Source organism: Psychrobacter sp. Pi2-1, from assembly GCF_904846645.1.
Classification (GTDB): Bacteria; Pseudomonadota; Gammaproteobacteria; order Pseudomonadales; family Moraxellaceae; genus Psychrobacter.
Window position 1 is genome coordinate 16,660 of sequence record NZ_CAJHBO010000024.1, and the last position, 13,496, is coordinate 30,155.

14 protein-coding genes are annotated in these 13,496 nt (G+C 42.0%); 12 read left to right on the forward strand and 2 right to left on the reverse strand.

The window, feature by feature from the left end; translation table 11 throughout:
- Positions 1–15 precede the first annotated feature (15 nt).
- From JMX91_RS11670 to JMX91_RS11705, 9 genes are all read left to right on the forward strand, one after another.
- Positions 16–2,217: a heavy metal translocating P-type ATPase gene (locus tag JMX91_RS11670; RefSeq protein WP_201549280.1), complete on the forward strand. Its 2,202-nt coding sequence runs from the start codon at positions 16–18 to the stop codon at positions 2,215–2,217.
- A gap of 120 nt (positions 2,218–2,337) precedes the next feature.
- Positions 2,338–4,392, forward strand: a complete 2,055-nt coding sequence (locus JMX91_RS11675; RefSeq protein ID WP_105244429.1) for a heme lyase CcmF/NrfE family subunit — start codon at positions 2,338–2,340, stop codon at positions 4,390–4,392.
- Positions 4,385–5,035 (forward strand): DsbE family thiol:disulfide interchange protein, encoded by a 651-nt coding sequence (locus tag JMX91_RS11680; RefSeq protein ID WP_058025866.1) that lies wholly within the window; start codon positions 4,385–4,387, stop codon positions 5,033–5,035. The genes JMX91_RS11675 and JMX91_RS11680 overlap by 8 nt, the downstream gene beginning before the upstream one ends.
- Positions 5,032–5,583 (forward strand): cytochrome c-type biogenesis protein, encoded by a 552-nt coding sequence (locus tag JMX91_RS11685; protein WP_191114791.1) that lies wholly within the window; start codon positions 5,032–5,034, stop codon positions 5,581–5,583. Before JMX91_RS11680 ends, JMX91_RS11685 begins: the two co-directional genes overlap by 4 nt.
- Positions 5,580–6,860, forward strand: coding sequence for a c-type cytochrome biogenesis protein CcmI (ccmI, locus tag JMX91_RS11690; protein WP_201549283.1), 1,281 nt, complete (start codon positions 5,580–5,582; stop codon positions 6,858–6,860). The genes JMX91_RS11685 and ccmI overlap by 4 nt, the downstream gene beginning before the upstream one ends.
- 141 nt (positions 6,861–7,001) lie before the next feature.
- Entirely contained in the window at positions 7,002–7,709 is a 708-nt protein-coding gene (lspA, locus tag JMX91_RS11695; protein WP_201549285.1) for a signal peptidase II, read from the forward strand.
- A gap of 229 nt (positions 7,710–7,938) precedes the next feature.
- Positions 7,939–8,769 carry a cation transporter gene (locus JMX91_RS11700; protein ID WP_087814222.1) on the forward strand — a complete coding sequence of 277 codons (831 nt, stop codon included), beginning with the start codon at positions 7,939–7,941 and terminating at the stop codon, positions 8,767–8,769.
- Between the two features lie 99 nt (positions 8,770–8,868).
- Complete coding sequence (locus JMX91_RS13430; RefSeq protein WP_256713876.1) at positions 8,869–8,994, forward strand: hypothetical protein; 126 nt, start codon at positions 8,869–8,871, stop codon at positions 8,992–8,994.
- Between the two features lie 208 nt (positions 8,995–9,202).
- Positions 9,203–9,361 (forward strand): transposase, encoded by a 159-nt coding sequence (locus JMX91_RS11705; RefSeq protein ID WP_224737862.1) that lies wholly within the window; start codon positions 9,203–9,205, stop codon positions 9,359–9,361.
- A gap of 37 nt (positions 9,362–9,398) precedes the next feature.
- On the opposite strand, the gene JMX91_RS11710 is transcribed toward JMX91_RS11705, so the two are convergent.
- Positions 9,399–9,608 carry a helix-turn-helix domain-containing protein gene (locus JMX91_RS11710; protein ID WP_058025361.1) on the reverse strand — a complete coding sequence of 70 codons (210 nt, stop codon included), beginning with the start codon at positions 9,606–9,608 and terminating at the stop codon, positions 9,399–9,401.
- Between the two features lie 84 nt (positions 9,609–9,692).
- Here JMX91_RS11710 and JMX91_RS11715 point away from each other — a divergent pair, with 84 nt between their 5' ends.
- Both JMX91_RS11715 and JMX91_RS11720 read left to right on the forward strand, forming a co-directional pair.
- On the forward strand, positions 9,693–10,985 hold the full coding sequence (locus JMX91_RS11715; protein WP_201549287.1) for a hypothetical protein: 1,293 nt from the start codon (positions 9,693–9,695) through the stop codon (positions 10,983–10,985).
- A 128-nt stretch (positions 10,986–11,113) separates the two neighbouring features.
- Positions 11,114–11,362, forward strand: coding sequence for an antitoxin VbhA family protein (locus tag JMX91_RS11720; protein WP_057758803.1), 249 nt, complete (start codon positions 11,114–11,116; stop codon positions 11,360–11,362).
- A 751-nt stretch (positions 11,363–12,113) separates the two neighbouring features.
- Here JMX91_RS11720 and JMX91_RS13465 read toward each other — a convergent pair.
- Positions 12,114–12,542 carry an elongation factor P hydroxylase gene (locus JMX91_RS13465; protein WP_413786796.1) on the reverse strand — a complete coding sequence of 143 codons (429 nt, stop codon included), beginning with the start codon at positions 12,540–12,542 and terminating at the stop codon, positions 12,114–12,116.
- A 181-nt stretch (positions 12,543–12,723) separates the two neighbouring features.
- Here JMX91_RS13465 and JMX91_RS11730 point away from each other — a divergent pair, with 181 nt between their 5' ends.
- A complete protein-coding gene (locus tag JMX91_RS11730; protein WP_201549289.1) occupies positions 12,724–13,317 on the forward strand; it encodes a YceD family protein in 594 nt (197 codons plus the stop codon).
- Positions 13,318–13,496 lie beyond the last annotated feature (179 nt).

Consider the following 13,496-nt stretch of genomic DNA (forward strand, 5'->3'; position numbering starts at 1 on the left):
AAAGGGTAAATTATTATGAAATATCATATTGAAGGTATGGACTGTGCCAGTTGCATCGGCAAGATTGAAACAGCTTTGAAACGTATGCCTGGGGTTTCTGATGTTCAGCTGAATTTCGCTACAGAAACGCTAGAGCTAAATTTAGCCCCTGGTGCGCCGACTCAGGCTAGTGATATCGAAAAAACAATCAAAAGCCTAGGGTTCGGCATCTCTGCCAATACTGGTCAACAAACTGTATCGGCTATTGATATTGACAGCGACAATCAGATGGCTCCGCAGGATAAGCAATGGTGGCAAACTCAAAAAGGCAAACAGGTTGTTGGCCTCGGTATTTTGATGGGCAGCGGTTATGCACTGTCACTACTGTTGCCCGCTTATGGGATATGGGTGTTTGCCATCGCTGTGATTGTAGGCGTTTTTCCATTTGCGCGCAAAGCCTTAGCACTGGCTAAAACAGGTTCATTCTTTTCAATTGAAACGCTGATGTCCGTCGCCGTGCTTGGCGCACTTATCATTGGTGAAGCTGAAGAGGCCGCAGCGGTTGTCTTTTTGTTCTCAATCGGTGAACTGTTTGAGAGTATCGCTGCTGATCGCGCTCGCGCTGGCATCAGAGCCTTATCATCGCTGGTTCCGAAAAGTGCAATTTTACTTGATGCTCAAGGTGGGCAGCGTAACGTTCCAGCGACTTCATTACAAGTGAATGACCTTGTGCTGGTGCGTCCTGGAGATAGGGTATCTGCTGATGGTTCCATTGTTCAAGGTGCGTCCAGCCTTGATGATTCGCCCGTGACGGGAGAGTCTGTTCCTGTTGCCAAGACGATGGGTGACAATGTATTTGCAGGGTCAATTAACATCGATGGTGTGCTCCAAGTGCGCGTAGAAAAGACAGCCGCCGATAACACCATTTCGCGCATTATTGAGCTGGTAGAGCAAGCCCAAGCCTCCAAAGCACCCACTGCCCGTTTTATTGAGAAATTCAGTCGCTATTACACACCCGCAGTGATGGCTATTGCCGCACTAATTATTATCATTCCACCGTTAGCCATGGGTGGAGATTGGTCGACTTGGTTGTATCGCGGTCTAGCACTGTTGCTGATTGCCTGTCCCTGTGCTCTTGTACTATCAACACCCGCTGCCATCGCCTCTGGTCTTGCTGTTGGTGCGCGCCGTGGCTTGCTGATCAAAGGCGGTAGTGCTTTAGAAACTATCGGCCAAGTGAAGACGGTCGCTTTTGACAAGACAGGCACTTTAACTGAAGGCAAACCACGCGTGACCGATGTTGTTGCCTTTACACAAGAGGACTCAAGTATTCAAGGTCAGAATTCTCAAGGTCAAGATGAGATATTGGCACTTTTTGCCAGTGTGGAGACTGGTTCTAGTCACCCGCTTGCTGAAGCCATTGTTAGTCATGCTGAAGCTGCTAAAGTGTTCATACCTGTGGCCTTCAATACTTCTGCAACTGCCGGTAAAGCGGTACACGCAACTGTCGCGGAGCGCGCGCTAGCTATCGGTTCGCCTGTTTACGCAGCCGATGAGGCATTGATTTCATCCACACAACAGGCGCAAATTGAGGCGCTGCAAAATGAGGGTAAGACCGTCTCTGTTCTTTTCGATGAGCAAAACCGTGAAGTGCTTGGATTAATCGCGCTAAGAGACGAATTACGAGACGACGCTCATGAAGGTGTGGCTCAGCTCAAAGCGATGGGTGTGCGCTCCGTCATGCTAACAGGCGACAACCGCTTAACCGCTCAAGCACTTGCCAGTAATTTAGACGTGGAATGGGAAGCTGAGCTGTTGCCTGAGGACAAACTGCGCCTGCTTAACGAGATGAAGAACAACCGCAAAATAGCGATGGTTGGTGATGGTATTAACGATGCGCCAGCGCTAGCAACTGCCGATGTTGGCATCGCGATGGGTGGTGGTACCGATGTGGCCATTGAGACGGCCGATATCGCATTATTAAAAAGTCGTGTTACGGACATGGCTCATCTCATCGCACTTTCACGTGCCACCATGCGCAACATTCATCAGAACGTCATTTTCGCTTTAGGTCTCAAAGGCGTCTTTCTGATCACGACCATATTCGGCATTACTGGACTATGGATTGCGGTTCTAGCTGATGCTGGAGCAACAGTGATCGTTACTCTTAATGCGTTACGTTTACTGCGCTTTAAAGGCGCGCCTCCACTGGTAAATCCGCCTAAAGTAGTTAAATAAAACCCTTCGAAATCAATTAAAAACTAGAGATAGCAGCAGATTTCGGGGTGGGTTCTAATAATAAAAATTCCACCGCCACAGTAAACTGCAACCGCATTAGAGTAAATAAGGTTAGACCGTATGTTGATTACAGAATTGGGCTATTTTGCCTTGCTTACCGCTTTTGTACTGGCGTTATTGCAGGTAATTCTGCCAACTATTGGTGTTATTCGTAACCAAGTTGCTTGGCAACGACTAGCCCCTAGCCTAGCTTGGGCACAGTTTGCCGCCATGATAACGTCATTTGGCGCTTTGATAGCAGGTTTTTATTATAATGATTTTAGCCTCAGTTACGTCGCGCAGCATTCTAATACGCTGTTGCCTTGGTACTATAAGTTATCGGCGACATGGGGCGGACACGAGGGCTCTTTGCTGCTATGGATGACCATCATGGCCACATGGTGTGCACTGGTATCATACTTTAGTCGCGGCTTGCCGTTATCAATGCGTGCGCGGGTATTAGTTATTTTGGCCGGTGTACAGTTAATGATGCTAACGATGCTGATATTTACCTCGTCACCGTTTGAGCGTACCTTACCCAATCTAGCGGTCGATGGCGCTGATTTAAATCCTGTCCTACAAGATTTCGGTCTGATTATTCATCCGCCCATGTTATATATGGGCTATGTGGGTATGGTAGTACCTTTTGCATTTTGTATGGCGGCATTGTGGGAAGGGCGTTTAGATGCTGCTTGGACACGCTGGTCACGTCCATGGGCGCTCGCGGCTTGGGGATTTTTGACCATTGGTATTGCACTGGGCTCGTGGTGGGCCTACTACGAGCTTGGCTGGGGCGGTTGGTGGTTTTGGGATCCGGTAGAGAATGCCTCGTTTATGCCTTGGCTTGTCGGCTTAGCATTGCTGCATTCATTAGCAGTCACTGAAAAGCGCGGGGTGTTTAAAGCATGGACCATCATGCTGGCTATTTTCGCCTTTGCCTTAAGCTTGCTTGGCACGTTCCTGGTACGCTCTGGAGTCCTTACCTCAGTGCATTCGTTTGCCGCTGATCCGACGCGTGGTTTGGTTATCTTAGCTATTCTTGGCATTATCATCGGTAGTGGTCTATTAATGTTTGCCGTTCGAGGTTGGCGTTTAACCGTTGAAAGTCAATATCAGCTGATTTCACGTGAGTCCTTTTTAGTGATCAACAACGCCATCATTTTGATTGCAACCTTAGTGGTGCTGCTCGGCACCCTTTACCCTATTATCGCTGATGCTTTTGGTTTAGGACAAGTGTCCGTTGGCCCTCCTTATTTTAATGCATTATTTGTACCTTTAACGTGGCTGTTATTAATAGCTATGGGTATGGGCTCAAATATTCGCTGGAAAAAAGACACCCGTCCACTACTGGGTATAGGCATGGTCATCGCCGTTAGTAGCTTAGTATTAGCCGCCATTATTACTTACTTTGTTAATCCATCGTCTATGCTTAATATTGGTGTGACTTTAGCCGTTAGCTTTTGGGCACTGCTATGGATGGCAGTTGATTTTAAAGATAAAACTAAGAATGCGCCTAATCTTTTTAACGGTTTGCGGCAGTTGCGTCTGAGCTATTGGGGTCAACAGACTGCTCATATTGGCGTATTGGTTGCTGTCATTGGCATAGCCTTTACTAGTAGCCTGAGTATTGAGCGTGACGTAGCAATGGGTATTGGCGATACAGTCAATGTTCAAGGTTACGATTTTGAAGTAACTGAATTTTTTGAAATAAAGGGTAGTAACTTTGATGCAACGCAAGCGCAAGTGGTGGTATCCAAAGACGGTCGTGAAGTGGCGAAACTGACTCCAGAAAAGCGTACTTATATTATCAGCACGATGCCAACAACTGAAGCTGCTATTGACCCCAGTCTTATGCGCGATGTTTATGTCGCACTGGGCGAACCTATTGCCGATGGTAGTAACCAATGGGCATTAAGGATTTATGTAAAACCATTAATTCGTTGGATATGGCTCGGCGCTATTATTATGGCATTGGGTGGTCTGCTGAGTATGCTTGATAGGCGCTATCGTCTCAAAACATCCAAGACCCCTGCACAAATTGCAGCGAGTAAGTCAGGCTTTACGACGGTTACTGATTTAGATGTTAAAAGCACTACTAATAACACGACACTAATAGGGGAGAAGCAAAATGACTAAGTCTAATCATTTTTCCGAGCAACCCCCTGAAACAAAAGGTAATCGAACAATGAAAAAAAGCCAAATTAGAATATGGTTTTTGATCCCGCTGATCATCTTTGCTGCTGTTATGGTTATGCTTTATTTTCGTTTGGGGCAGCCGACTGAAATCGTAACCAATACCGCGCTTGAACGCCCAGTACCAGCGTTTGAGCTGCCATTGTTGTCCGATACCAGTCGGATCATGACCAATGACAACTTACCTGATGAGCCCTTTTTGATGAATATTTGGGGCTCTTGGTGCCCAACTTGCGTTATTGAGCATCCTTTTTTGATGCAGCTAGAGGAGCGTGGTGTCAATCTGGTTGGCGTGAATTATAAAGACGATATCGGTGATGCGCTCAGCTATCTCAACCGAGGCGGTGATCCCTTTTCGATGTCTATTCAGGATTTGTCCGGCCAGTTTGCCTTGGACTTAGGGTTGACGGGTGCGCCTGAGACTTTCACTGTCGATGGTGAAGGCGTTATTCGCCAGCACATTGTTGGTGAGATTAACGAGAGTAACTGGCAAGATCGTATTGAGCCTTGCTTAACGGTACTCAATGATGCCAATGATAATAACGTCAGTCCAGATGCGATTCAGGTTGAAGAGGTGTGCAAATGATAGCCCGTTCAATAAAGGCCGTTACGATAAAAGTAGCGAGCTTAATACTTGCCTGTCTCCTAAGTGTGACCAGCTATGCGGCGATAGAGGTATATGATTTTGACTCTGCACAACAAGAAGCCCAATATCGAGGGCTAATCGAAGAGCTACGTTGCCCGAAATGCCAAAACCAAAACTTGGCAGGTTCTGATGCGCCGATTGCCCAAGACTTAAAGCAAAAAGTCTATGATTTGATTAAAGACAGACGTAGTGATGCGGAAATCCGGGATTATATGCAAGAGCGCTACGGCGATTTTATCAGCTACAAGCCGCCTGTACGTCCATCGACATGGATTTTATGGTTTTTTCCGCCATTGCTACTGATCGTATTATTGATAGGGTGGTTTTGGCAAAGTAAACGCCGCCAAGTTGTCGCCCGTGGCCAAAACGGCGTTACAGTGAACAGTACTGCTGCCTTGACCTCTGCGGAAAAGGCTGAGCTTGATCGTCTATTATCGCAAGCTGAGAATGTCGACCACGATATTACTAGCATAGAGGACAAAAAATGACTCTATTTTCTACTTTTGGCTTATTTGTAGCTCTAAGCTTGCTGATTGCTCTTATATTTGCGCTAATTGCTATTATGCCATGGCTACGAGCACCGCGTTTGCAGTCCAAACCAATAGACAATCAACTGCTAGATATTAATGTTGCAGTATTTCGCGAACGTTTAGCTGAGCTACAAACAGATAAAGACAGCGGTACTATTAATAATAGCCATTATCAAAATCAAAAGCTGGAACTGGAGCGTCAGCTATTGGATGCCCAGCGTGAAGTCACGCCGATGGTCACCCCTGATGTCAAAAGCCGTTTAATTGTCGCAGCTTGGATCCCAATATTGGCTGCAATGGCGTATTTACTAATAGGCAATCGTACGCCCGTGTTTGATTTGTGGACAGCTGAGGACAAAGTAGGACAAGTGGCTGACGACCTATTGACAGCTAAAATTGACAAGCCGCCATCATGGGCGTTTGAAGATGGTCGTCAACTGATTAGCGCCATGCAAACCAATGTTCATCGTAATGCTGATGATCCTAATCGCTGGATGCGCCTATCCGAGCTTTTCTTATCTATGGAGGCAACTGATTCTGCGCTGGAAGCCTTATCTCGTGCCTATCGTTTAGCTCCTGAAAATGAAGAAATCGCCACCACTTATGCTCAGACTAGCTTTTTCGTTAATGAAGGTCAGTTAGACGCCAATATTCGCCGTGTATTACAAGCTATATTAGCTAAGAATCCGCAGCATGAACGGGCTCAAATGCTCATGGCAATGGGTGAGACTCGTAGTAGTAACTTTGCCCAAGCGCAAGGTTGGATTAAACGCTTACAAGGCAGCATTGTGGCCAAACCAGGTGATCATACTAAAGCTTTAGCAAGCTTAGATGAGTTAAGCAACTACGTTAGCACGCAAGAAAAGCAAGCGCTAGAAGGTATTGACGTGACAGTGAAAATTAACGCTAATTTATTACCGTTAGTGAAAGCTGATGATGTGTTGTTTGTTGCGATACGTGACGTTAAAGGAGGTCCACCGTTTGCCGCCAAACGTTTACCCATTAGTATTATCAAGCAAGGTGAGGCTAGTATCCGCTTAAGCAATCTTGATGCGATGATGCCAGATCGCACGTTAAATTCAGCTCGTAGTGACAAAACTCAGTTAGCAGTCGTTGCTCGTATTAGTCATAGCGGTAATGCCATAGCAGAGTCAGGCGACTTATCGGGTAATCCTATAGTGATTAGCGCTGAACAGACTCAGGTTAATGTTGAAATCAATCAACAGATTCCCTAATAAAAAATTATTACCGTAAGTTTCATAACACCAGAGCGGTAAGTGGAGCCGTTTATAAAAGTGGCGCGATTAATAGTCGTATACCAAAAACATATACGTTTAACATTGTTCATTGTATAAACACAGATAAAGAAAACAACTATGACTGAATCTACCGACAGATTAGATAGTACTAAATTGAATAGCGTTGAATCGGCTAGTACTAATATTGCTGACAATAAAGTACCTATAGCTGTGAGTAGTACTCATCAATCGATTGACTCTAAAACCATGAATCATACGCCTAAAGCTATGTACGTGACTTCAGGCAACTCGATAACACCTAAAGGTAAGTTGGATAAAATGCCAAAAATGGTTGCCAATGGCAGTCGCGCTTTTATCTGGTATTTGTTGGCGATAATGGTGTTAATACTTGATCAATGGACTAAGTGGTTGGCCCAAACCAAATTAGCGTTCAATGACCCCGTACCGGTCATTGAACCATTTCTCAACTGGACACTCGCTTATAACTATGGGGCAGCATTTAGCTTTTTAGCCGACGCTGGCGGTTGGCAGAAATGGTTTTTCTCAGGCTTAGCTTTTGTAATGGCTATCTTTTTAACGATTTATTTAATCAAAGCGCCACGTGCAGCCAAGCTATTATCTATGGGGTTGGCCTTAATGCTTGGTGGTGCGATTGGCAACTTAATCGATCGTTTAAGAATTGGTAAAGTGGTTGACTTTATCCATGTGCATTATGCTGATGTCTGGAATTATCCTATTTTCAATGTTGCAGATATAGGTGTCTGTGTCGGTGTCGCATTGATTATAATTGACATGATATTTTTAGAAAGTAAGCGTAATAAATAAGCACATTGATGCCGATTATCACAAACAAAATGAACTAGCGTCGTATTCACTCTATACGGAAAAATACTTTTTATACTTGAGTATGTTTATAAAATGTGAACTGGAAGGTAATGTCACTTAGACAGGCTGGGCATTTGATGTATAGTGTCATTTGCATTTCACTATTTATCAATTTCTCAGCCTGTTTTTTTTCTACTTTTTGAACCACCACCCGGATATAAATGTAGCTATGAATAAAACAACTTTTAAAATATCGAAGATGGACTGCCCTTCGGAGGAAAACCTAATCCGAATGAAATTAGAGGGCCACTCGAATATTGAACATCTTGAGTTCGACATTCCTAACCGTCAATTAACTGTGTTTCATCATGACAATATAGAAGGGATAGAGACTGCTATTCATGACCTAAAATTAGGAGACACCCTACTCTCGACCGAAACCATTGACCCCTCTGATCCCAACAATAATTTTAAAATTGATGCTGATTCTAGTCACAAAAAAGATGCTGAGCAAAGAAAGCTACTATGGATAGTGCTGGTCATTAACTTTGCTTTCTTTATTATTGAAATGAGCACGGGACTGATTTCTCGTTCGATGGGGTTGGTCGCCGACAGCTTAGATATGTTAGCAGATAGCTTCGTGTACGGAATTAGCTTATTTGCGGTCGGTGGAACGGTCATTAAGAAAAAACGGATTGCTAGAATTGCCGGATATTTTCAAATTACGCTAGCGATTCTTGGTTTTTTAGAAGTACTAAGACGTTTCTTTGGCAATGAGCAGTTACCTGACTTTTCTACCATGATAGTCATATCGATTCTTGCGCTAATTGCAAACTCGATTTGCCTCTATTTACTACAAAAATCGAAAAGCAAAGAAGAAGCCCATATGCAAGCCAGTATGATTTTCACTTCAAACGATGTGATTATCAATTTAGGGGTAATTGTTGCAGGGATTTTGGTTAATTGGTTACACTCTAGTACGCCTGATTTGATTATTGGTAGCATCGTATTTGCTTTAGTTATTCAGGGCGCCTTTAGAATATTGAAGTTGAGTAAGTAGCCAAGCCTAATAACTGAAGCAAATAGCTCAAGTAAGTAGCTTAATTAAACCGCTAAGTGTAAAGTAACTGGGTTTGAAGCAAATAAACATCATAAGGATATGAGACCTCAAGCAATGATTGAACAAACTTTAAATCTAGTCACCACCAAAGACCATCAGCAAGTTGCCGTTTGGCGAATAATAGATGATGAAGTCTTTGATAAGAATCTGGTGGTGGTCAACTAATTTAGGACACTAATAAAATTCAAACCTACATCGCCATTACTTATAACCCTGAGTCGAGAACGGATAATAATTATAAGCGTTGGGGCAACTTTTATGACCGCCAAGATCTGTTAGTAGGTGACGAGTTGTGTCAGGTGGTTAATTTTCAGAGACCTTCCTAAATTTTGTGTAAGTATTTAATCTAAACGTCAGTTACACAGAATCTGGGATGGTCTCTCGTATTCTTTGGTTGCCACCCTACAGCCCTGATCTAAATCCCATTGAAAAGAAGTGGGCACAGGCAAAATTTCTACGTCAAGGCTGGATGGAGAATAATCTACCTAAGCTGTTTCATGATATGGGTTGTATCTCTTTTATTCTAGACTGACTATAGTTAACTATCATATTATTATGAATCGAACAATTTAGACTAGATCCTTAATATCTATATCCAATGCATCGCAAATATCATAGGCCTTTTTGAGAGTGACATTCTTCTCTCCACGCTCGATATTTCCCATATAACTTCGATCAATATCTGCCATCTCTGCCAGCACTTCTTGAGATATTCCTTTGCTTCTGCGCACATCACGGATACGCTTTCCAAAGGCTATCATGCGTTCATCTGTCTTCATCTCACCAACCACTGCTAAAAATAGCAATACTCACAGTGGTGGGCTATAATATCCACGGGATATAGTCGGTATTATGAGGTGAGTATGAAAACAAAACTAGAGTATCAGCCAGATATAACAGAAACTAATAAGCTGATCTGTGAGAGGTACTGGTTAAGAGAAGGCGATAAACGAAGTGGTTTTATATATACCTGTAAAGAAATAGGTCAAGAGTTTGATGTTAAGCATCAGGATATACCTAGTATCGTTAAAATAAATGCTCATCTTGTCGTACTAGACTGCCAATGCATAGACTGCGGTACAACTAAGATTTGCTATACTCGCTCACAGCTAACTCGATTGGATCTTATTAGATGGCGGTGTGATGATTGCAGGGCGGCGCTTGAAAAAAGAATGGATCAAGAGTACTTAGAGTATCGTCTTAAACAAGACCGTTTAGCAGAAGAAAAGAGACAGACCGCTCTAGAGTACATCAATCAATGCCGAAGCATTCAATTAAGCAGTATTCCTTCAGTCACTGAGCTTAACGATGTGGATAAACTTCTACTCGCAGCGACTGTAGAGAGCCTAGGGGCAGATAATATAAGGAATACAGTCTCTCTACGTGACAATTTATCATTACCTTTATCACCGTTCTCTAAATTAGATGAAGAGATACTACAGCATCTTTTTAACCGAAATCTGCTCATACTCGCTTCTGAAAATAGCTACGAATACGTAACTATCAACGAAGAAAAAGAGCTAGAGATAGATTTCTATCAAGCGATCTTTGAGTTTGCTTATAGTATTGAGAATCTTACTAAAATCTTGATAAACGCTAAATCTCAGAAAAATAACAGTGCTCTAGTAGCGAATGATCAATTTAAGAACTGGTGTGAAAAGTTACAGCTAGGAGAGTGTTTAAGCTACCTGATTACTAGGTCAAGATTGAACTATCTAGCACCGCCTATTGGCGAAAAGCTAATTAGTATTCTCAGATCATGTTTAGCTGAATGCTCTGTATCAACCATGCATTATATCATTTGGAAGTCTGTGGAAAATGCTGCTGCATACGTGCAAAAACCAGGTATTACTCGAAAACATGCTTCAAATTCTGTTTCTGGTAATATAGAGAGAGTATTCAATAAAATATACAGTGGTAGTTGGAGTCACAATAAATCTTTTCGCGATGCTAGCCACCCTCAGTCTGCAATGGCCAAAATATTTTTTGATTATGTATTTGCAGTAGATGATGGTGGTTTTCACCATACTCTTGATGAGCTATTCAGCCCATATAGGTCCCAAAAAACTTTAGAGCAAGTAAGTTACGCAACTCTAGGAGATGCTAGAAGTACGAATTATTCAGTCACAATAGCTCTTGATATTAAACAATCATGATTTACCGATGTCTAAATCACTAATACAATTAAATCAGCCGAATAAGACATAGCAATGAGAGAAAGATTGTCTAGATAGAAGACTATCTGACTTGCTGAACAATTTTATTACTACTGATAGGAGCTAGTATGGAAGATTCTAAATTTGAAGCATCGATTACCGATGATCGTCCTATCCTCGTTAGCAAACAAGAAATAGAAAAGCGCCGCCGCATTAACTTTGATACTTTGGGCAGCTTCGCAGTCGATAATATTCCTATTAACCCAGATACTCAGCACATCTTTCAAGACTTTGAGGAAGGTAAAATTGCAACTAGCAAGGAAGTAAAAGCTTTGCTACATGCTCACTATACTAAGATAGCGCTCGAAGATAATTAGCTCTTATAGTTTGAGCCCGACGTTGCTAAGCTATTATAGTATTGCTTTTCACAGCCAGTATCGAAAGATGAAACATAATTAATTGTGCTATTCAATCATATTTATCAAATCATTTCACCTATGTAAGATTACTAGTCCAGTATCACTAACTCTCGTCCAGCCATCTCCGAAATAAAGAATAACTATTCTGCCCACAAACATAATAATGCTATAGCTAGTCAGCTTATTCGCTTAGTGAATAGATAAGCATTAAGACCTAATATCACCGTGGTGAATTACATCCTTGGGTCTGCTTCTATCTACACTCGCGTGCTTTAATATTACCATCATTATATCCGTGTTCATATGATTCGATATCTTGCAACTGACAATACTATGTGCAAAGACGTTAATGATAAACATGAATAGCAGAAAACTACTTTTACTTCTACCTATCTGACATAGATAAAATCTACTGGATTAGAGGATGGTACGATTGATCAAAAGTAACCATTAATAGATAGACGTAGCGAAGCGCATCATGTCCGCGTTTATAGCTTAGATAGGATGATATTAGAAAGAATGCTTCTGAAGATGTGAAAGATACCTGAAAAACTTAATTGTTATGATACCTAATTGATAGAACGACCATTATCTTTTGGATAGGTAAAAGTGATTTGTTCTGATAGGTTGTAATAATCACCGAAGTGATAGTTTTAATTTAGATGCCTACAAATAATATAGCGATGTACACTATTAGAATAAGAGGTTTCTAGCATGTCAACCTATAAGGAGATGTGTGGATTTCATGTAAAGCACTGGCAAAAAAGTCATGAGCGAACTCAATTCTGGCAGGTTTATCATTTTTAGCTGGAAAATACTCGGGTTCTCCATCACTACGAATCAATATAACTTGCTGATCAGCGAATAAAGTATTAAATAACTGTATGAGCCAGTCGGTAGCTAGTCGTTCGCTATCGATTATCAATTCTGCTGTGTGAGTATTGTCAAATTGAGTAATAGACAACTCTTGCCACTGACTTCTTAATTCGTTTAAATACTCATCTTTATCGAAGCACAGTCTATTATTAGGAACATTTTCAGTATGACCCCTTAATTGAATAAGCTGTTGTAGCAACGAACTTGCTTCAGCAGGAGGAAGTAAGTCAGAAAAATTCATTTTATTATCGGATAGATTCATAGAGAAGACATTGACTTAATAAATACTAAAGACAAAAAACTTTAGGTAAAAGGTAAGTAGTAGAAGAGCTTAAACAAATTTACTATCAAAAAATCTTAACATACTAGCGCTAGCAGAATATGGCACTTTCCGTTAGTATGGCAGGCAATATTATACACCGTTTTTATGAATGAGGCCGCGCATGTCAAGCACTCCAGAAACTAAACCGTCAGCACCTCACGCTGACAATAAAAAAGCGCCTGTATCTACTGGCATGCCTGAGCACATCTCCTTAGATAAGTGGGCAGACACTGGATATGAATGGTCAGGAGAGGTCAAACCAAGCTCGTTTGATCGTCTTGCTACTACTCTGAGCACTGAACATGAGCAGTCAGAAATACAGCTCAACGCTAACTTATATCGTCGCAACAACGTCTTGCATTTAGCATTTACTTTAACAGGTGATGTTTGGCTAACTTGTCAGCGCTGTTTACAACCAATCGCGATAGACTTGTCTGATGATTATGACATCGCGCTACTAGAAAACGACAGTCAGGTTCGTTTAGTTAAAGATGAACAAGATTATTTATTACTGGATGAAATCGTCACCGAGCAATCTCCAGAGCGTCTGTTACCATTTAAAAAATTGGTAGAAGATGAAATCTTGCTCAAAACGCCTATGGCACCAAAGCATGACGATTGTGAAATGTCTGTTGAGCAGTTTGGTGAAATACCAGAAGAAGAAGAAGGTGAAAATCCTTTTGCTGCTTTAGCCTCGCTAAAAGGCAAACTATAAGCACCAAAACTATCTACTCGATGCATTTGAAAAACCTTTTATCAGCTTTGTACAGAAGAGTGCAAGGCAGGGCTTTATTAATTTAATAAACATGCGTATAATGTCCGGTTTATTGCATTCGAGCAACCTGTTGCTTGCTGATAGAAACTGACTGGGTAATTTTTTTATAAAATTCAGCC